Here is a 19,715-nt window from a genome sequence, read left to right as displayed (position 1 = left end):
CGGTAGGCGCGCCAGATGTTGCCACTGGCTGGGCGAGGTTCGAGATCAGGCCCTCATCGGGGCGAGATTTCGGGCACAATCTAGGTGCTGAGGTCGGCTAGCGTCCCGTGTTACCGGGGCATCGGAGACGGGTCAACTTCCGGTACGGTGGATTTGTTACCGGAGTGGCAAGAGTGAAGAGTGGGCGATATGGATGTGTGGGGATCCCGCCGCTTTCGCGCACGGGGCGCAATGGCGATCGTGGGGGTTGCGACCCTCGCCATCGCGCTGTGCTCGTGCGGGGTGGGTGGGAAGCCGAGTGAGTCGGAATCGGTTGTCCAGCGGTTCACCGATCTGCTGGACGCGCAGGATTACACCAAAGCCGCCGACCTGACCTCGTACCCCGCCGCCGCTTCGGCAACCATGAAGCAAATGTTCGAAGGCTTGGCGACCGGCAAGGTCGACTACGAGCCGAGCCAGGTGATCGATCTCGACCCGCAGTCGGCGATCTTCAGCATGGACGTCGCCTGGAACTTCGGCGAGCACAAGGACTGGACCTACACACTCCAGGGCACCGTCCGCAAGCTCGCGATCGGCTGGCGGATCTCCTGGGACCCCGCCGTCGTGATGCCGCAGCTGGCCAACAATCGCACCGTCAAGCTCGTGCGCACCACCGCCAAGCCGCCGCCGCGGGTCGTCGACCTGCCCGGTGAGCCGCTGATGACCGAGCAGACGATCAATGTCATCAAGATCGATCCGAGCCGCACCGGCGACCTGGTCGGGTCGACCAACGCGCTCGCCGACGCGATCGAGCCGGTCGCTCCGTTGATCACCGGGCCCTCGCTGATGCAGCAGCTGGCCGCCTCGCAGGGCAAGCCGGTCGTCGCGGTCAACCTGCGCGAGGGCGACTTCGCGATCCTGGAACCGCGGATGGCGCGGGTACCGGGGGTGGTGATGGAGAAGCAGCCCAAGCTGATCTCCGCCGATCGCCGCACCTGGTCGCCGATGCTGGACGCGTTGCGCGAGGTGTGGAAGGACAGCCAGGAGGCCACCGCCGGCTGGGGCGTGCAGATCTTCGAGGCCGACGGCCGGTTCGTCAGCCAGGTCGCCGGCTATCAGGGCCCGGCCGGGCCCGATATCTCCGCGACCATGGACCAGCGGTTGCAGCGCGCGGCCGAGGACGCGGTGGTCAGCGTGGGTACGCCGGCCTCGGTGGTCGCGATCCAGCCGTCCACCGGCGCGGTGGTCGCCGTCGCGCAGAACAGCTACGCCACCGAGAAGGGCCCGATCGCGTTCACCGGGCTGTTCCCGGCCGGTGGGACCATGGAACTGTTCCGCACCGTCGCCGCGGCGACGAAGAACAAAGCGCCGCAGGATGTTTCGGTGCAGGAGGCGGCCGAGGCGGCGACCGCGCTCGGCGTCGGCGTCGACTTCAAGGTGCACGGGCTCGACGAGGTGACCGGGCGGATCAGCGCTCCCGGCCGCAGCACCGAACAGGTGCGCCAGGGCGCGGGCTCGGACGCGGTGCTGGCCAGCCCCTTCGGTATGGCGATCGCCGCCGCCGCGATCGCGCGCGGCTCGGTGGTGCCGCCGATGATCGAGAACGGCAAGCCCAGCACCACCGACACCCCCGTGCCCGCACTCGCCCAGCCCGCCGTCGACCGGCTGCGCGGCCTGCTGCAGGAGGGCATCGGCAAGCCGGAAACCGCTGCGCTGCGCGGCTTCCGGGATGTCACCGCCTTCGCGGCGACCGGCGGCGCCGACGGCTGGCTGCTGGCCACCATGGGCGACCTGGTCTTCGCGGTGCACATCGCCGACGTCGACAGTGGCGACGCGACCTCGCGACTCGCCGCCGTCCTGCTGAAATCGCTGGCCTCGCCGGAGCCGTGAACACGGCTGCACGTGCAGAGTGTGCACTGATCAGTGGGGCTCGGCGCGGTCCGAATGAAGATCACGAACCGTTAGGCTGCTTGCGTGAGGAGATTCGCGCCGTTCGCCGCTGATGCCCTGTTGGTGATCGTTTTCTGCGCGATCGGCAGGCGCAGTCACGACGAAGCGGTGCTGGCCGGTCTCGTGAAAACGGTGTGGCCCTTCGGCATCGGATTACTGCTCGGCTGGGCGCTGGCCGTGCTCGCCGCGCGCAACGCCCGCTTCGACGCCACCGCGCTGTGGCCCAGCGGCATCCTGATCTGGCTCGGCACGCTGGTCGGCGGGATGGTGCTGCGGGCGGTGAGCGGTCAGGGGGTGGCGGCGAGCTTCGTCGTCGTCGCGAGTTGTGTGCTCGCCCTGTTCCTGCTCGGCTGGCGGGCCGCGCTGAGCGCGCTGCGGTGAGCGGCCGAGGTCCCGGCTAGCTCGGCTGGGCCGGTCCGCCTGCGGTGTCCTCGGGCTTGCCGCGCCGGAGTTTGGCCTGTAGTCCCGGCGTGGTGGAGAAGTACTCCTGCTCGTATTCCTCGTCGTCGGCCTGCGGAGTACGGAACAGGAACGCGAAGACGATCCAGCCGACGATGGCGACCAGGATGAAGCTGACGAACCGGTAGACGAACGCGGCGGCGACCGCCTGGGAGGCGGCCAGGCCCGCGGCGGCGGTGAGGCTGTAGATCAGGGTCGCGTCGACGTAGACGATGCCGCCGGGCGCGAACGGGATGGAACCGACGGCCTTGCCCGCGGTGAAGGCGATGAGCAGGCCGGACAGCTTGGGATCGGCGCCGATGGCATAACAGGCCGCGCCGAGACAGGCCACGTCGGCGCAGCGGTGCACCAGCGCCCACAGGCCGACCAGCGCCGCGTCCTTCTTGCCCAGGTCCACCGATTCCAGCTGGCGCCGGATCTCGCCCAGCTTGGCGATGCCGTGACCGGCGGGCTTCTTGCGCAGCCGGTTCACCAGCGCCAGCACCCGGCGCAGCATCGCCTCGAGCGTGCCCGGATGCCGGGCGAGGTAGTTGCCCGCGACCAGCAGCGCGGCCAGGATCACGACCGACCCGATCAGTTTGGGACCGATCTGGTTGCCGACCAGCGCCGCACCGGCGACGCCGAGCAGCGCCAGCCCGGCCGCGGCGACCACGCCGGAGAACACCAGCTGCCAGGACGCCACGATCGGGCTCGCGCCCCAGCGCCGGGTCTGGCGGTAGGTGAACGCGGTGGAGAAGACCTGGCCCGCGGGCAGGGTCACCGACATCGCGGTGGCGCCGTAGACGACCGACACCGACTTGCCCTGGCTGACATCCACCCCGCCCGCGTGCAACAGCTGCTTCTGCACCCGGCCGAATCCGCTCATCGACATCGCCTGCAACACGATGCACAGCACCAGCCAGCCCCAGTGGATCTCGGTCAAGGTGAGCCACGAGTCGTGCAGCCGCGGCCACAGGTAGGCGCCTTCGCCGATGAGCAGCGCGAGCAGCACCACGCCGAGCACCCACTTCACCCACCGGAACCGGCGGCGGCGCTCGGTCGGTGGCGAGGCGGGTTCGCCTGCTAGGTCGCCGTCGGCCGTCACGGTCTCAGCCTAACGAACGCAGCTGTTCTCCCTGGTCCTCGCCGGGCGCGGCGGCTATCGGTTTCGGCCAGGCCAGGCGGGTTTTTCTGCGTCTGCCACGCAGTTGCACCTCGTCGCCGGTTTCCCAATGGTCTTGCTCGCTTTCGTCGGCGAAGTAGAGCGCGCTGCCCGAAGCGAGAACGCGGCCGGGATGATCTTTGGCCAATTCGGTGAGCCGGGACGCCTCGTTGACGGGGTCGCCGATCACGGTGTATTCGAAACGATTTGCGGCGCCGATGTTTCCGGCGACCGCCAGGCCGGCCGAGACGCCGATGCCGACGTCGAGGCTGGTCACCTCGCGCAGTGCCTCGCGCAGGTCTCGGGCGGCGGCCAGGGCGGCGCTGGGCGCGTCGGGGCGGTCCAGCGGCGCGCCGAAGATGGCCAGCGCCGCGTCACCGACGAATTTGTTGACGAAACCGTGGTGGCGGTCGATCACGTCGACCACCACCCGGAAGAACTCGTTGAGCAGGCTGACGACCTCGGTCGGCGGCCGCTCGGCCGCCGCGGCGGTGGAGCCGACCATGTCGACGAACAGCACCGCGACGAACCTGGTCTCACCGCCCAGTTCGGTGCCGTAGTCCAGGGCCCGCTGGGCCACGTCCTCACCGACGTGCTGGCCGAACAGCTCCTGGAGTTTTCGCCGCTTGGCCGCCTCTTCCATCATCCGGTTGAAGCCGACCTGCAGCAGGCCGATCTCGCTGCCGTCGTAGACCTCCACCTGCACGTCGCGCGCGCCGCCCTGCACCCTGTTGATGGCTTGGGACAGCTGGCGCACGGGGTCGGAGATGGAGGACCCGGTGAGCATCGACAGCGCCAGCGCCTGCATGATCACCACGCCGCACAGCAGCAGGATCGAGATGGCCAGCGACTTCGCCGAGAACTTCACATCGGAGGAGATCTGCGTGACGCACAGCAGCACGATCGCGATGGTCGGCGCGAAGGTGCCCATGCCCCAGGTCATCGCCATCCTGGTGCCGACGCCGGGGGTGAGCGTGTGGTCGAAGGTGCCCTCGGTCAGCGCCTCGGCGGCGACCGGGCGCAGGATGCGCTCACCCAGCATGTAGGTGAAGCCGAACACGATGGTGGCGGCCATACATTCGGTGACGATCACCGCGCCCGCCAGCTCGGGCGACTCGACGATGATCAGCGCCGCCAGGATCCCGCCGCCGATGATCCACAGCACCAGATGCAGGATCGACTGGCGCAGCGGCACGTGCAGCGCGGCCATCTGTTCCTGCCTGCTGGGTGGGCCGCCCCGCATCTGCCAGCGCATCACCGGCCGCAGCATCAGCGCGGCGCCCGCGATACTGAGCACCGCGGCGGCGCCGAAGACCAGCACCGGTGCGAGGAAACCGGTCTGGCGCACGCCACCGGGGTCGCCCTCGGGAACGGGCAGGCCGTACTGGATGAAGGCCCACACCAGGACCGCGCCGAAGGCGTTGGCCAGCAGTACCGAGGTCAGATACAGCGGCCAGCGCGTTCGCATGGTCTGTTTGACCGCTTCCAGGGGCGCCGACACGACCACCAATCTAGCGTTCGGACCGATAGGCTCTCTCGGGTGACCGACCAGAAGGTAGATTCCGGGCCCGCGTCCACACCGTGGCGCGCGGACGCCGAGGCAGTGCATCCGCTGGTCCGCAAAGCCGCCGCCTGGAGCTGGCGGCTGTTGATCATCTTCGCCGCCCTGCTCGCGGTGGGGATGCTGGTGCAGAAGTTCGCCACCGTGGTGATTCCGCTGGCGATCGCGCTGCTCGCGGCCGCGCTGCTCGCGCCGCTGGTCGACTGGATGCAGCGCGTGGGGATTCCGCGTTCGCTCGGCGTGTTCGTCGCGCTGGTCGGGTCGATCGGGCTGCTCGCCGGGATCTTGACCTTCGTCGTCGAGCAGTTCGTCGACGGTGTGCCGGGGCTGTCCAACGAGGTCACCAACAGCGTCCACAAGGTGCAGGACTGGCTGATCAACGGCCCGCCGCACCTGAGCGATCAGCAGATCCGCAGTGCGGGCGACACCATCGTGCGCACCATTCAGGACAACCGCGAGAGCCTGACCAGCGGCGCGCTGACCACCGCCACCGCGATCGGGCACATCCTCACCGGCGCCTTCCTGATCCTGTTCATCCTCATCTTCTTCCTCTACGGCGGCGACCAGATCTGGCACTTCGTCACCCGGATCATCCCCACCGCGCACCGGGAGAAGGTCCGCACCGCCGGCGAGCTGGGCTTCGGCACGCTGGTCGGGTTCGTGCGCGCGACCGTGGTGGTGGCCGCCGTGGACGCGATCGGTATCGGCGCCGGGTTGGCGATCCTGCACGTCCCGCTGGCGTTGCCGCTGGCCTCGCTGGTGTTCATCAGCGCGTTCATCCCGATCATCGGCGCGTTCTTCGCCGGGTTCGTCGCGGTGTTCATCGCGCTGGTCACCAAGGGCCTGGTCACGGCCCTGATCGTGCTCGGCATCATCATCGCGGTGATGCAGCTGGAAGGCCATGTGCTGCAACCGCTGCTGCTGGGCCGGGCGGTGAGCATCCATCCGCTGGCCGTCGTGCTGGCGATCACCGCCGGTTTGGTGGTCGGCGGGATCGCGGGCGCGCTGCTGGCGGTGCCGTTGATCGCGGTCGGCAACACCGCGATCCGCTATCTGCTCGCCGACAGTCCGGACGAGGTCTACGGCGAGCTGATAGGCGACGATCGCAGACTGTTCTCCGCCGAGCCGGACAAACCGGAGCCCGGTCGATTCGATATCGCGCGCACGCTGCGCAAGGACGAGAGCAGGGTCGAGGCGGAGTCCGGCGATGCGGACGCACACAGCTGAGCTGAGCTCGGCCGACGCGGCGACCGCGCCCCTGTGGCGGGCCGCCCAGGCGTTCCGGCTGGTCACGCTGCTGTACGCGATCGGCCAGCAGATCGCGTCGGTGCCCTACTACGAGCACCCGCGACTGAGCTGGGTGCTGATCGCGCTGATGGCGATCTGGTCGGGCAGCTCCGCGCTGCTGCTCTCGCAGTGGTATTTCCCCACCGCGACCGGCCGGATCCGGGGCTGGGTGGTGCTCGGCGACCAGGTCGTGACGGTCCTGCTGATCGCCTCCACCCGGCTGGTCGCCGACTACGACTGGTACCACGGCCATCAGACGCTGCCGACGACCCTGTGGATCGCCAACTCGGTGATCTCGATGGCCATCCTGCGCGGACCGGTCGCCGGGGTGCTCGCCGGGCTCGGCATGTCGGCGGTGGTGGTGACGGTGCGGGAGCAATGGGGACAGGACGTGTGGGGCGACGCCACCGCGCCGGTGCTCGTCTCGGTCGGCCTGGCGCTCGGCCTGGCCGCCAACACCGCCCGCCGGGCCCAGGGCCAGCTCGAACGCGCGCTGCGGATCACCGCCGCCGCGCAGGAACGCGAGCGGCTCGCCCGCGAAGTGCACGACGGCGTGCTGCAGGTGCTGGCGTTCATCAAGCGTCGCGGCAACGAGATCGGCGGGCCCGCGGCCGAACTCGCGCAGCGGGCGGGCGAACAGGAAGTGGCGCTGCGGGTCCTGCTGTCCGAACAGGCCGAACGGCCGGATTCCGGCGCGGCCGAGGTGGATCTGCGGCCGCTGCTGACCGCGCGGGCCACGCCGAAGGTCTCGGTGGCCACCCCGGGCGACCCGGTGCTGATCGCCCGGTCCACCGCGCAGGAGATCGCCGCCGCCGTGACGACCGCGCTGTCGAACGTCGACCTGCACGCCGGGCCGGACGCGAAAGCGTATGTGCTGCTGGAGGACACCGGTGACATGCTGGTGGTGAGCGTGCGCGACGACGGGATCGGCATCCCGGCGGGCAGGCTCGCCGCCGCCGAAGCCGAAGGTCGGATGGGGGTTTCCCGTTCCATCGTCGGCCGGGTCGGCGCACTGGGCGGCACCGCCGAACTGCTGACCGAGGGCGAGGACTTCGGCACCGAATGGGAATTCCGGATTCCGCGCCACCCGGCGCGCTGAGCGAAGGAGCCGCGATGACCGACCAGGCGATCACGGTGATGGTGGTCGACGATCACCCGATGTGGCGCGAGGGCGTCTCCCGCGACCTCACCGAGGCCGGTTTCGCCGTCCCCGCCACCGCCGACGGGGTCGGCACCGCCACCCGCCGCGCGGCCGCGGTCCAGCCCGACGTGGTGCTGATGGACATGCAGCTCACCGACGGCAACGGCGCCGCCGCCACCGCCGAGGTGCTGCGGGTCTCCCCGCACAGCCGGGTGCTGGTGCTGTCCGCGTCGGCCGAACGCGACGACGTGCTCGACGCGATCAAGGCCGGGGCCAGCGGTTATCTGGTGAAGAGCGCCTCGGCGGCCGAGCTGATCGACGCCGTGCGGGCCACCGCCGCCGGTCAGCCGGTGTTCACGCCCGGTCTCGCCGGGCTCGTGCTCGGTGAGTACCGGCGGATGGCGACCGCGCCGCCCGCCGCCGACGAGCCGCATCGCCCGTCGCTGACCGAGCGGGAGACCGAGGTACTGCGGATGGTGGCCAAGGGGCTGTCGGCCAAACAGATCGCCTCGCGGCTCAATCTGTCCCACCGCACGGTCGAGAACCATGTGCAGGCCACGCTGCGGAAATTGCAGCTCGCCAACCGGGTGGAGCTCACCCGCTACGCCATCGAACAGGGACTCGAATAGGGGTTTGCCCTGATGCGCTGGGGGCGTCGCCGTCGCTACCCTCGATGACATGGGCGGTCCCGAATCCCTCTTCGTCCCCGGCGCCCCGACGGCCGGTCCCGTCGGCGACCGGGACCTGCGCGTTTCCGACGCCGAACGCGAGCACGTCGGCCAGCTGCTGCAACGCGCCGTCGGCCTCGGCATGCTCTCCCTCGGCGAGTTCACCGAGCGCATGGACACCGCGCTCGCCGCGAAGACCCGGGGTGAACTCAACGTGGTGCTCGTCGATCTGCCCGGCATGCGGGTGGCCGGCGCGCCGCAACCCGCCGCGATGCCGCGGCCGCGCCCGATCCCGCCCGGCGGCTCGATCCCCGGCCTGATCCGCAGCCGCCTGTCCGGCGTGCACCGTCGCGGCCCCTGGCAGGTGCCGCCGGTGCTGCACCTGAACAACCTGCTCTCCGGGGTCACGCTGGACTTCACCGAGGCGGTCATGCAGACCCAGATCGTCGAGATCAAGGTCGACGATTACCTCAGCGGCCTCACCCTGCTCGTCCCCGCCGCCGCCACCGTCGACCTCAACGGCCTGGAGCTCATCGGCTCCGGCGTCACCAACAAGGTCCGCACCGGCCCGCCCATCGGCCCGCTGCACCTGGTCGTCCACGGCCGCGTCCGCTTCGGCTCGGTCACCGCGAAGTACCCGCTCATGGTCCAGTGGCGTCGCTTCCTCGGCTCCTGACCGTTTTCGGGTAGGAACAGGCACCCCGGCAGGGGTTTCTACTCATGTCCCGCGCGGTCCGCGCGCCGACGATGAGGACATGAGTACTTCGATCGATCCCGCGCTCGTCGCCCGGCTCTCGGGCGAGTTCACCACGCTGGGCGCCCAGATGGGCCGGCTCGGCGGTGACCTGGAGGTGCTGCGCGCACAGTTGCAGGGGCAGATCGCGGGTGCGACCGCCGCGAACCGGGGGACCGCGGTGTACCCCGGCTTCGCCCAGAGTCCCGGTCCGGCGGCGCCGACCAGTGGCGTGACTCCCGTCGGCGCACCGTATCCGGCCGAACGCGATGCCGAGGTCGCCGCGAGCGCGGAGGGGTCGCGCGGACACTCGCCCGATGCGAGAGCCGAAGGCGTGGCCGACCTGGGGAGCGCGGCCGGTGATGCCGCGGTTGCCGCGACGCGGGTCTCGGTCCCGGGTGAAGGCGCCGGGCCGGTCGCGGTTCCCGGCGATGCCGGCGCAGCGACATCGAGTCATGCTCCGAGCTGGGGCTTTCCGGTTCCGGGCGGCGTGCCCACCACCGGTGGGCAGGGCCCGGGGGGCAGGGCTGTCGGTGGCGCCGAAGTGCCTGCGGGCGTGCCCTTCTCGAGTGGGCAGGTCGCCGGTGGTCAGGTGCCCGGGCCCGCGGGCGGACACCAGGTACCCGGTGCGGTGCCGGTGGCAGGTGGGCCGGGATCGGCGCCGGAATACCGGCCTGCTCCGCAAATGCCTGGGGCGCAGTGGATTTCGCCGCCATCGTACGGGGCTTGGCGAGGCGCGCCCGGGTATGGGGCTGGGCCGCGTGGCCGGGCGTGGGCACCGCCGGTGGCTCGGGAGCCGCGGACACCGTGGTGGCAGCGGGAAGGGGTGATTTCGCGGGCGCTGGCCGTGGCCGGGGTCGGGGTCACGCTCATCGGCGTGCTGATGTTGCTGGTGTTGGCCGCGCAGGCGGGGTTCTTCGGGCCGGTGGCGAGAGTGGTTGCCGGGGGCGCGCTTTCGGTGGGTCTGGTCGCGGCGGGGTGGCGGGTGTTCGGGCGTCCGGGGGGACGGGTCGGCGCGATCGCGCTGGTGGCCACCGGTATCGCCGGTGCGTACCTGGATGTGGTCGCGGTGACCGGCTACTACCACTGGGTCGCGCCGGGGGTCGGGCTCGCGGTGGCGATGGGGGTCGCGCTGGCGGGAGTGGGCATCGCGATGCGGTGGCAGTCGCAGCCGCTGGCGGTGGGGGTGGTGCTCGGGGCAGCGGTGCTGTCGCCCGCGCTGACGACCGAGTTGATGCTGCTGGGGTTCCTCGTGGTGTTGCAGGCGGCGGGAGTGCCGGTGCAGATGCGCCGGGAATGGCCGGTGCTGCACGTGGCCCGGACCCTGCCGGTGGTGCTGGCGGCGCTGAGCATGATCGCGCTGAGCGGGCTGTCGGCGGCGATCGCCGGTGACGAGGTCGAGGAGCGTGCCGGGCTGCTGGCCGCGGCCCTCGCGTGTGCGGTGGTCGGGCTGGCCGGTGCGTTGCTCGTGGTCCGGCGGCGGCCGGGCGACATCACCGCGAGCGTCACGATCGCGCTCACCGCACTGCCCGTCTTCGCCGCGGCACTGCTGTTCGACCGTCCCGTGAACGCCGCGATCACCGGCACCCTGGCCGTGGTCCTGCTCGGTCCGGCGGCGACCTCGCTGGTCCCCGCGCTCGACCGGCTGGGGATCCCCCGGCACACCGCGCTGGTCGCCGCGCTCACCGGCGCTGTCTCCCTGCTGCTGACCTGCATCACCGCGACCGGCGGCGAGCCGCACCTGCTGCCGATCGCGCTCGCGACGGTGGCCCTGGCCTTCCTGGCGGTCGCGGCCACCAGCCGGACACGGGTGAGCGCCGGCCTGGGCATCGCCTTCGCCGCGCTCGGCGGACTGGTCCTGCTGGCGATCGCCTCGCCGGAAACCCTGGCGCTGCACCGCCTCGCGGATCAGCGACTCGACATCGCCACCGCCGTGGCCGCCGTCCTCGGGCTCGGTGTCGCCGCCATGGTGGCGTGGACGGTGCCCCGGGTGCGGGGCTGGGGCGAGCAGGCGCTCGTCACCGGGGTCTGGATCGCGGTGAGCGTGGCCGGGCTGTACTACGTGCTGGTCGCGGCGGTCTCGGTGGGCGTATCCCTCGGCAGGGCGGACGGTTTCGTCCTCGGCCACAGCATCGCGACGATCGTATGGATGGCCGCCGCGACGGCCTCGCTGTTCTACGGTCTGCGCAGGCTGTCGCGTTCGCCCGCCGTCGCCAAGGTCTGCCTGGTCTCGGGCCTGCTCGTGGCGGCCGCCGCGCTGGCCAAGCTGTTCCTGTTCGATCTGTCGACACTGTCGGGCCTGGTCCGGGTCGCCGCCTTCCTGGTGGTCGGAATGCTGCTGCTGCTCACCGGAACCCGCTACGCACGGGCCTTCGCGGACGCGGGACCTACCCGGCCGACCCCGCTCGGCTGACCCCCGGAACGAAAGAAACCCACGGCGGAAGCTCGCCGTGGGTTTCTTCGGTCGTGGCCGCGCTCAGTCGGTGTCGTCGTCGCGGCGGCGCAGCAGCTCGTTCACGCTGACCGTGCGGCCCTCGTTGCCGGTGTGGCGACCCTCGTCGGCGGCGGTGCCGCGCCGGGAGGAGCGCAGCTGGGCCATCCAGTTCTCGATCTCGTTGCGGTTGTCCGCCTGCGGCTCATCGACTTCGGCGGCGGCACGGTCGTCCGCCGGACGCTCCGGCGTGGTCGGAACCTCCGGGGCGGGCACGGCGGTGAAGCCGTCGGGCGCCCGCCACTGGCCCGGGTTCGGCTGCGGCTCCGGAGCTTCGGCCCGCGGTGCCGGATCGGGTGCCGGTGCCGGCTCGGCCGCCGGGGTCGGCTCGCCGGAGGGGACGGCGGTGAAACCGGGCGGGGCGACCTGCGGACGCACCGGCCGGACCGAATCCTGCTCCGGCGACGGCGTGACCGGGGAGAACCGGGGACCGCTGTCCGGCTCGGGGGCGGTGAATCCGCTCGCCGCGGCCGGGCTGCCGTTCCACGGCGAGGTCGGACGCGGGGGTTCGACCGGCACCGAGGTACCGAAGACGCCGCGCGGCTCGTCGGCCTGCTCGGGGCGCGCGACGTCATCGGCCGCGGGCGGGTCGGCGCGATGCGCCCCCGGCGCCACGGACAGATCGTCGCCCGGCGACGCGGTGCTGCGCGGTTCCGGCTCCGGCTGTTCCTCGCGGGCCGCCGGCTCGAAGCCGGTCAGCGGGGTGAATCCGCTGAACGTCCCACCGGCGGGCGGCTCGACCGGTCGCGGCGTCGGCGTCACGATGCTCGGCGGCGGCGGGCTGACGATGCTCGGCGCGGGCGGCGGCACGACACCGGGCGGCGGCGTGTTGACGATGCTCGGCGCGGGCGGCGGCACCACACCGCGCGGTTGCGGGTTGACGATGCTCGGCCGGGTCGGCGGCACGATGCTCGGCCGCGCGCCGGAATCCTCGGTGGGCGCGCCGAATCCGGACGCGTCACCCGGAGTCGACACGCGCGGCGCGGACGGAGGATAGCCGGTGGGCGGCTGCACTCGTGATGACCCACGCGGCGGCGCGGAATCGCGGCCGTTCGGGGACGGGTCGAGTCCGCCGATGACGCCGTCGGTCGCGGGTCCGGTGCTGTCGCCACCGATCACCCCGGAGTCGCCGGGGGTACCGGGCACACCGGAATTCGCCTCCGGCGCACGGAAACCCGCGTCGCCGCGCGGCGCATCCGGTCCGGGCGCCGCGTCATCGGGCGCGGGCGGTTCGGCGCCGGGCTTGACGACCGGCAGGATCTGGGTCGGCTCACCGCTGGTGAACATCGGCGGCGCCGGGTGCTCCGGCGGCTTCGCGGCCGAATCCGCTGCGGGCGCGGGCGGTTCGGCGCCGGGCTTGGCCACCGGGAGCACGCGGGTCGGCTCACCGGACAGCATCGGCGCGCGTGGCCGCGTCGGATCGGGCGACATCGGCGGCCGCGGCCGGGCGGGCTCGGCGGGGTCGGTGTGGTCGGTGATCTTGTCCAGGTGCGCGGTCGGCGCCTCGGCCTCGATCTCGGCGACCGTGCGCGGGCGGCGCGGGGTCTTGGCCAGCTTGCTGTCGGGGACCGCCGTCATCTGCATGGTCGGCGGATCGGTGATCGGCGTGGTCTTCACCAGGTCGACCACGGCGCCCTTCTGCGGACGCTCGTCGTCGAGGATGGGCTCGCCGAGGCCGATCCGCTCCTGGATCCGCTTCATCCACTTCGGCGCCCACCAGCAGTCGTCGCCGAGCAGCTTCATGATCGCGGGCACCAGCAGCATGCGCAGCACGGTCGCGTCGATGAACAGCGCCGCGATCATGCCGTAGGCGATGTACTGCATCATCACCATGTCGGAGAACGCGAACGCGCCGGTCACCACCAGCAGGATCAACGCGGCGGCGGTGATGATGCGGCCGGTCTGGGCGGTGCCGATCCGTACCGCCTCGGTGGTCGATGCGCCCTGCGCGCGCGCCTCCACCATGCGGGAGAGCAGGAAGACCTCGTAGTCGGTCGACAGGCCGTAAATGATCGCGATGATCAGCATCAAGACCGGCGCGCTGATCGGTTGCGGGGTGAAGTTCAGCAGCCCGGAGCCGTTGCCGTCGATGAAGATCCAGGTCAGGATGCCCAGCGTCGAGCCGAGGCCGAGCGCGCTCATCAACGCGGCCTTGATCGGCAGCACCAGCGAACCGAACGTCAGGAACATCAGCACGAAGGTGCTGAACAGCACGATCAAGATCATCCACGGCATCAGCCCGAGCAGCGTGTCGATACTGTCGGCCATGAGCGCGGGCTGACCCGTGACGTACATCTCGACGCCGTCGGGGACCTCGATCGACCGCAGATAGTCGATGGTCGGTTCGGCGCCGCCGGTGGGATCGACCAGAGTCGCCGAGGTGCGATAGATCGTCCGGTTGTCCTGCGGGTTCGACGGCACGCTGAAGGGGCCGACCAGACCGGGCGCCTGGTTGGCTTGCTTCCACACCTGGCCGATGGCGTCGGTGTCGGCCTTGTCGCCGGACCCGACGACGAAGACGAGCTGGATGGGGTCGGTCTTCTTCTGCGGGAAGACCTCGTAGAAGTGCTCGAGCGCGACACGGGTCTCGTTGTCCGGCGGCAGGTACTTCTCGTTGATGCCGCCGAAGGCGAGATTCTTGACCGGGATGATCAGCAACAGCAGGCCGACCGTGACCGGGATCGCGATCTTGAGCGGGTGCTTCATCACCCACCGGGTGAGGTTGCCCCAGAAACCGTTCTCGATCTGCTCGGCGGTCTTGTTCTTGCGGAATCGCTTGAGGCCGAGCATGTCGACGCGCGGACCGAGCACCGCCAACATGGCGGGCAGGATCGTCACCGCGGTGAGCGCGGCGAGGGAGACGGTCGCGATGGTGCCGTAGGCGACCGAACGCAGGAACCCCTGCGGGAACAGCAGAACGCCGCCGAGGCTGGCGATGATCATCGTCGCGGAGAACACGACCGTTCGCCCGGCCGTGACCACCGATCGCCGCACGGCGGCCTTGGTGTCGTAGCCCTCGGCCAGTTCCTCGCGGAAGCGACTCACGATGAACAGGCCGTAGTCGATCGCGAGGCCGAGACCGATCATCGAGACGACGCCGGTGACGAACGAGTTGACCTCGGTGAAGTTGGACAGCACCATCACCAGGCCGGTCGCGCCGAGGATCGTCAGGCCGCCGATGACCAGCGGCAGCGCGGCCGCGACGATGCCGCCGAAGATGAAGAACAGCAGGATCGCCACGGCGGGCAGCGCCAGCACTTCCATCCGCTTGGTGTCGTGCGCGATGGTGTCGTTGAGCGTGACACCGAGCGGCTGGAGGCCCGAGACCTCCACGTCCACGCCGGGGATGTAGAAGGCGTCGGCCACCACCCGGTAGTTGGCCATGCTGGTGGAGTCGTTGTCACCGACGATGGCGATCGAGGCGAACGCGTGCTTCTTGTCCTTGGACCCGAACGCCGACGGCGCGGAGGGCGCGTCGCCCACCTTCCAGTAGGTGCCGTTGATCTTGCCGATCTGATCGGGATACTCGGCGACCAGCGAGGTCAGGTTGTCGACGACCTTCTTCTGGAAATCCGGGTCGTCGATCGTCTTGCCCTCGGGGGCGTTGTACATCACGATCACATCGGCCATGTGATCGCGCCCGAACGCGCCGTCGGCGATCTGCGCGCCCTGCACCGATTCCGAGCCCGGGTCGAACCAGCCGCTCTGCGTCAGGCGATCGCCGAGACCCGTGCCGTAGGCGCCCAGCGCCAACATGGCAGCACCGACCACACCGATGACGGCGAAGCGGAACCGATAGACCAGATCGCCCCAGCGGGTGAACACTTAAGCGACTCCTTGACCAGGGCGAGACGTGAGTAGTGCCGACAGCGGCCGGAAAGGCTGCAGCCAGGCACCCTCGTCGGGCAGCGAATCGAGGCTCACCCGCGGTAGCGGCTCCCGGAATACTCCCGGGATGTCCTCGAGGTCGACGAACTCGAGAGTATCGGAAGTCACCGCCCAACTCGCGTGCTCACGGAAACCGAGAACCTGAGCAGGGATTCCCTTGGCGGCGATGGCTTCCAGTGGTTCGCGGAAGGCCTGACCGTCGGCCGAGGCCACCATGATGCCCGCCAGACCGCCGTCGCGCTCGCGCATCGCGATGTGCGCCAGCATGTCGGCGTCGACGTCGGAGTCCTCGTCGATCTTCGGTTTCGCGAAGACCGCGAAACCGACGTTGCGTAAGGCCTCGACCCACGGCCGGACCACGTCGGCGGTGCCGGGAGCGATATTGGTGAAGACGGTGGCCTCGGCTTCGATGCGGCCCTTCGCGCCGACCGACAGCTCGGCCGTGCGCGCGAGCAGCCAGCGGCCGAGCGCGTCGAAACGGGGACGATAGGCGGCGGTGGGACGACCACCGAGGATGGCGCCGAGTCCCATGTCGAGGTTCGGCGCGTCCCAGACGAGCAGGACGCGTCGGACATCGGAGCCGGAACTGCTCAACGCCTCGCTGCCGGCTGCTCCCTGGGCGATATCCGGCATCTCGGTGGCGATCTCACTCACGCTCATCTGTCGATCTTCCCCCATATGAACTCGTTGATGGCGCTACCGGCACGCAGGCCTTTGCCCTCGAACTTGGTGACGGGCCGTTCGAAACCGATCGGCGCGGTGACGCGGTTGGCCGCGCTGTCGCCGCCCGTGGTGTCGTTCAGGCCGGTGAGCAGCGGTTCCGCCGAGCCTACTTCGAGGATGTGCTCGGCGTAATCGGCGTGGTCGGTGGCGACGTGCAGCACGCCGCCCGGCTTCAGCCTGCTGGCGATCAGGGCGAAGGTCGGCGCCTGCAGCAGCCGCCGCTTGTGGTGGCGGGCCTTGGGCCACGGGTCGGGGAAGAACACGCGGACGCCGGTCAGCGACTCCGGGGCAACCATGTTCTCCAGCACGTCGACAGCGTCGCCGCGCAGCAACCGGATGTTACCGATCTCCTCGCGCTCGATCTGGCAGACCAGCTGTGCCAGACCCGGCTGGTACACCTCGATGCCGATCAGGTTCAGGTGCGGTTCGGCCTGGGCCATCGCGGCCGTGGCGGTACCGGTGCCGCAGCCGATCTCGATGACCAGCGGAGCGCTGCGCCCGAACCAGGCGTCGGCGTCGAGCGGCTCGTTGGCGACGTCGCGACCGATCACCGGCCAGGTGCGCTCCCAGGAGACCTGCTGATTCGGCGTCAGCGCGCCGCGCCGCGAGCGGAAGCTCGTGACGCGGGGATAGAGCCGGGAGCCCGTGGTCGAGCGGCGGCCCGCCTCGTGCGGTATCTCGGACAGCTTGGGATGGGCCGAGCCGGTGGACGGCTGCCCCGGCACCGACTCGACAGGGTGGTTGGCGGCGTCGTTCACGCCGTCCATTGTCCAGCATGCGCGGAGCTACGTCGCAGGCGCGTGCGCCCGCCCGGACCGCGCGCCGGGGATCGGTGCGGTGTAGCGGCGGTGTTGCCCCAGGTCGGCAGACGGTTCCCGACGGCCGCCGACCCCCGGATCTGACAGAATGCCCTCCGAAAAGGGGGTGCGCAGAATGTCGACAGCCACCGAATCCGCGCAGTCACGGACATCTGACCAGCTCGACCAGCTGATCTCGGCGCTGCGGACCGGTCGGGGGACCGATCCGGCGATCGCCGAGCAGCTGGCCGCCGCGGTCGCGCGGCGGCGCAGGCCGCTGCACATCCAGGTCGCGGGACGGGCGCTGAGCGGGCGGTCCACCGTGCTGCGGGCGCTGGCGTTGCTGTCGGCGGAGGAGACCGCGCCGGTCGATCAGCCCGACCAGCCGGATCCGGTGCTCGACGGTGACCTCGTCATCTATGTCCTGGCCGGTGCGCCGCAGGCCGCCGACCACCGCGTGCTCGCCACGCTGCCGCCGGGGCGCGGGGTCGTGGTGCTGAACAAGGCCGACGCGGTGGGGGCCCGCTGGGGTGACGCGGTCGCGGCCGCCGAGCGGTCCGCGCGCGAACTCGGGCTGCCGGTCGTGCCCGTCGTCGCTTCGGTGGCCGCGCGGACCAGGGCGGGCGCGGTGGACGCGGCCGACCTGTCCGACCTGCGTCGCCTGGCGGTCGGCCCGGATGTGCCGTCGGTGCTGTCGGCCGATCTGTTCATCGGCACCGGCTCCGATCAGGACGCGCGCAGGCGGCTGATCGCCCACTGGGACCTCTACGGCGTGGACTGCGCCCTCACCGCCCTGCGCGCCGACCCCGATCTGACCTCGGCAGCGCTGATCCAGATCCTGCACTCGGCGGGCGGTGTCGACCCGCTGCACCGGCTCGTGCACCGCCGCTACGAGCAGGTGGAAGCGGTGCGCGGGGGCGAACTGCTCGACGAGCTGGTCCGTCTCGCCGCGCGCGCCGTCCCCGCCGACGGCGGCCACGCCCGCGAGCTGATCGAGCAGTACCTCGCCGGTGACGACGCGCTGTGGGCCGGACTGTGCGCCGGACTGGCCTGCCCGCAGGTCGCCCACCTGGCCGCCGGTTACCCCTCGCCCGCACCGGCCGACGCCGACGAGGCGCTCGCGCGCGCGTCCCGCTGGCGGGCCGTGGTCTCCAGCGATATGCCGCCTGCCGCCCGCCGCGCCGCCCTGCGCGTGCACAACGGCTACGTGCGCGCCTGGGAACGGATGACAAGTGCCGGGCTCTGACCAACCGGCCGACCCGCCGCTGTCCGATGAGCTCGCCGCCGTCGTCGAGCGGTGGAATCCGCAGGGCTCGGCCCTGCTGCGCGCGATGGACCAGGCCGGCACCGGCTCCACCGTCGCCTTCTACGCGGTCGACGACGCCAACACCACCCTGCTGCGCACCGAGCTGGCCCGCTTCGAACCACGCGTCGACCTGACCGATCCGGCCGCCGTCACCGCGTCGGCCGATCCGCCCACCGCCCTGATCGTCTTCGACGCGGGCAGCGTGCTCGGCGCCGACATGCTGGTCCTGATCGAGCGCCTGCGCGCCGCCGGTCAGCGGATCGTGCTCGCCATGAACGGCTTCCACGCCTATCAGGACTGGCAGGCGATCCGCGAGCGCAGCCTCGCCCTGCTCGCGGCCCGCGGGGTCACCGACCTGCCGATCCTGCCGGTCTCGGCCCGCCTGTCCGCCGCGGCCCGCGCCGCCGACGACTCCGCCCTGCTCGACCGCTCCGGCCTTGCGGCCCTGCACGCCGCGCTCGCCGCGGCGACGGCGCACCGGACCACCGACGGCACCGCGCGCCGTTCGGTCGTGCTGACCAGGGTGTTCACCGACACCAGGGCCAGGATCACCGAGCAGGTCACCGCGCTGCGGTCCGGCGCGGAGTCGACCCGGCTGCGGGCGGAACGGGTCGCGCTGCTGGCCGAGCGCGACGGCGGCCGCCAGACCGGCCTGTCGGCGGTGCGCAGCCAGGTCCAGCTGGCCCGCGTCGACCTCACCACCGAGGTCGGCGCACTGGTGCGAGCCCTGCACACCCGCTCGCGCGCCGAACTCGACCGCTGCGACCGCGCCGAGCTGCGCGCCTACCCACAGCGACTACAGCAGGCCGCCGCCGAACTGTCGGTGGCGGTCGACACCGCGATCGACGCCAGAGTCATCGAGACCGCGCGCCGCGTCGGCACCACGGCACCCGCCGCACGCAGGCACGATCCGGCCCCGAAGGTCGGCCCCGAGCCCGAGCCGCGGCACCGTGGTGTCGAAGATCACCTCATGATCGCGCTCGGCGCGTCGGCTGGCGTCGGCCTCGGTCGCCTGGTCGTCGCGCCGCTGTCGCTCGTGCCCGCGCTGGACGCCGCGAGCGTCCCGGTGACGCTGCTGCTCGGTGCGGGCGCGGCCTATTGGGTGGTGCGCGCGCGGGGTCAGCTGGCCGAGCGCAACCACCTCTCGCAGTGGGTGGCCGAGGCGCTGGTGAATGTGAAAGCCCAGCTGGAGCAGCGTGTCGCCGCGGTTCTGGTGGATGTCGAGGCAGAATTGGCCGAGCACGTCATCCGGGAATCGACGGCGCGCGCGGTCGCGGTCGACCGCCGGGTCGGGGAGCTGGACAGCCTCGCGCGACGCCTCGTCGCCGAGCGCCCGGCTCAGCTGGCGGCGTGCGAGCGAGACCTCGCCGCGCTGGAACGCGCCGAGGCCGAGATTGGGTGATCGACCTGTGGGTAGTTATTAGGGAACCCGATTCCGTATCGATCGTCATATCGCGTTAACCTTTAACCAGGAACCTGGGCGTCCGCTCCGTGCCAGTCGATGCGCGGCCTCCGTCCATGGACGTCGCTGTACGCCGTCCATTTGGGGTTGTGCGGTGGTTGGTTCGCTGCGGACGCCTTCCCGCCCGGT

The 19,715-nt window shown here is 71.1% G+C and carries 14 protein-coding genes; 9 read left to right on the top strand and 5 right to left on the bottom strand.

Annotated elements, in window-relative coordinates:
- Positions 1 to 231: 231 nt before the first annotated feature.
- A complete protein-coding gene (locus tag Q7X29_RS00490) occupies positions 232 to 1,869 on the top strand; it encodes an NTF2-like N-terminal transpeptidase domain-containing protein (RefSeq protein ID WP_218718525.1) in 1,638 nt (545 codons plus the stop codon).
- Between the two features lie 84 nt (positions 1,870 to 1,953).
- Positions 1,954 to 2,310, top strand: coding sequence for a DUF3054 domain-containing protein (locus tag Q7X29_RS00485; protein WP_218718524.1), 357 nt, complete (start codon positions 1,954 to 1,956; stop codon positions 2,308 to 2,310).
- Positions 2,311 to 2,326: 16 nt separating this feature from the next.
- Here Q7X29_RS00485 and Q7X29_RS00480 read toward each other — a convergent pair whose 3' ends face one another.
- Complete coding sequence (locus Q7X29_RS00480; protein ID WP_308248480.1) at positions 2,327 to 3,472, bottom strand: lysylphosphatidylglycerol synthase transmembrane domain-containing protein; 1,146 nt, start codon at positions 3,470 to 3,472, stop codon at positions 2,327 to 2,329.
- A gap of 4 nt (positions 3,473 to 3,476) precedes the next feature.
- Positions 3,477 to 4,997, bottom strand: a complete 1,521-nt coding sequence (locus Q7X29_RS00475) for an adenylate/guanylate cyclase domain-containing protein (RefSeq protein WP_218718593.1) — start codon at positions 4,995 to 4,997, stop codon at positions 3,477 to 3,479.
- A gap of 72 nt (positions 4,998 to 5,069) precedes the next feature.
- Between Q7X29_RS00475 and Q7X29_RS00470 the strand changes: the two genes are divergently transcribed.
- The 5 genes from Q7X29_RS00470 to Q7X29_RS00450 all read left to right on the top strand — a co-directional run bounded on the left by Q7X29_RS00470 (position 5,070) and on the right by Q7X29_RS00450 (position 11,332).
- On the top strand, positions 5,070 to 6,317 hold the full coding sequence (locus Q7X29_RS00470; protein ID WP_218718523.1) for an AI-2E family transporter: 1,248 nt from the start codon (positions 5,070 to 5,072) through the stop codon (positions 6,315 to 6,317).
- On the top strand, positions 6,298 to 7,476 hold the full coding sequence (gene macS, locus Q7X29_RS00465) for a MacS family sensor histidine kinase (RefSeq protein ID WP_218718522.1): 1,179 nt from the start codon (positions 6,298 to 6,300) through the stop codon (positions 7,474 to 7,476). The genes Q7X29_RS00470 and macS overlap by 20 nt, the downstream gene beginning before the upstream one ends.
- Positions 7,477 to 7,490: 14 nt before the next feature.
- Complete coding sequence (locus tag Q7X29_RS00460; protein ID WP_218718521.1) at positions 7,491 to 8,147, top strand: response regulator; 657 nt, start codon at positions 7,491 to 7,493, stop codon at positions 8,145 to 8,147.
- A 49-nt stretch (positions 8,148 to 8,196) separates the two neighbouring features.
- Complete coding sequence (locus Q7X29_RS00455; protein ID WP_218718520.1) at positions 8,197 to 8,862, top strand: DUF1707 SHOCT-like domain-containing protein; 666 nt, start codon at positions 8,197 to 8,199, stop codon at positions 8,860 to 8,862.
- Positions 8,863 to 8,941: 79 nt separating this feature from the next.
- A complete protein-coding gene (locus Q7X29_RS00450; RefSeq protein ID WP_316573005.1) occupies positions 8,942 to 11,332 on the top strand; it encodes a DUF2339 domain-containing protein in 2,391 nt (796 codons plus the stop codon).
- Positions 11,333 to 11,395: 63 nt separating this feature from the next.
- Here Q7X29_RS00450 and Q7X29_RS00445 read toward each other — a convergent pair whose 3' ends face one another.
- Genes Q7X29_RS00445 through trmB form a run of 3 tightly spaced genes read right to left on the bottom strand, consistent with a single transcriptional unit; the run spans position 11,396 to position 16,788 of the window.
- The gene (locus Q7X29_RS00445; protein ID WP_316573004.1) at positions 11,396 to 15,235 is read right to left on the bottom strand and encodes an MMPL family transporter; all 3,840 of its coding nucleotides are present in this window, start codon (positions 15,233 to 15,235) and stop codon (positions 11,396 to 11,398) included.
- Positions 15,236 to 15,958: an NYN domain-containing protein gene (locus Q7X29_RS00440; protein WP_218718518.1), complete on the bottom strand. Its 723-nt coding sequence runs from the start codon at positions 15,956 to 15,958 to the stop codon at positions 15,236 to 15,238.
- Entirely contained in the window at positions 15,955 to 16,788 is an 834-nt protein-coding gene (gene trmB, locus Q7X29_RS00435) for a tRNA (guanosine(46)-N7)-methyltransferase TrmB (protein WP_218718517.1), read from the bottom strand. Before trmB ends, Q7X29_RS00440 begins: the two co-directional genes overlap by 4 nt.
- Before the next feature lie 166 nt (positions 16,789 to 16,954).
- Here trmB and Q7X29_RS00430 point away from each other — a divergent pair, with 166 nt between their 5' ends.
- Complete coding sequence (locus Q7X29_RS00430) at positions 16,955 to 18,064, top strand: hypothetical protein (protein ID WP_316573002.1); 1,110 nt, start codon at positions 16,955 to 16,957, stop codon at positions 18,062 to 18,064.
- Positions 18,051 to 19,526: a hypothetical protein gene (locus tag Q7X29_RS00425; protein WP_218718515.1), complete on the top strand. Its 1,476-nt coding sequence runs from the start codon at positions 18,051 to 18,053 to the stop codon at positions 19,524 to 19,526. Before Q7X29_RS00430 ends, Q7X29_RS00425 begins: the two co-directional genes overlap by 14 nt.
- The last annotated feature ends 189 nt before the right edge of the window (positions 19,527 to 19,715 follow it).

The sequence above is a fragment of the Nocardia canadensis genome, assembly GCF_032656385.1.
GTDB lineage: Bacteria > Actinomycetota > Actinomycetes > Mycobacteriales > Mycobacteriaceae > Nocardia > Nocardia canadensis.
This window is presented reverse-complemented; position numbering and strand designations above follow the sequence as displayed.

Coding starts and splice junctions, on each gene's coding strand:
- Q7X29_RS00450 (WP_316573005.1), top strand. CDS start 8,942: ATGAGTACTTCGATCGATCCCGCGCTCGTCGCCCGGCTCTCGGGCGAG.
- macS (WP_218718522.1), top strand. CDS start 6,298: ATGCGGACGCACACAGCTGAGCTGAGCTCGGCCGACGCGGCGACCGCG.
- Q7X29_RS00460 (WP_218718521.1), top strand. CDS start 7,491: ATGACCGACCAGGCGATCACGGTGATGGTGGTCGACGATCACCCGATG.
- Q7X29_RS00430 (WP_316573002.1), top strand. CDS start 16,955: ATGTCGACAGCCACCGAATCCGCGCAGTCACGGACATCTGACCAGCTC.
- Q7X29_RS00490 (WP_218718525.1), top strand. CDS start 232: ATGGCGATCGTGGGGGTTGCGACCCTCGCCATCGCGCTGTGCTCGTGC.
- Q7X29_RS00455 (WP_218718520.1), top strand. CDS start 8,197: ATGGGCGGTCCCGAATCCCTCTTCGTCCCCGGCGCCCCGACGGCCGGT.
- Q7X29_RS00440 (WP_218718518.1), bottom strand. CDS start 15,958: ATGAGCGTGAGTGAGATCGCCACCGAGATGCCGGATATCGCCCAGGGA.
- trmB (WP_218718517.1), bottom strand. CDS start 16,788: ATGGACGGCGTGAACGACGCCGCCAACCACCCTGTCGAGTCGGTGCCG.
- Q7X29_RS00475 (WP_218718593.1), bottom strand. CDS start 4,997: ATGCGAACGCGCTGGCCGCTGTATCTGACCTCGGTACTGCTGGCCAAC.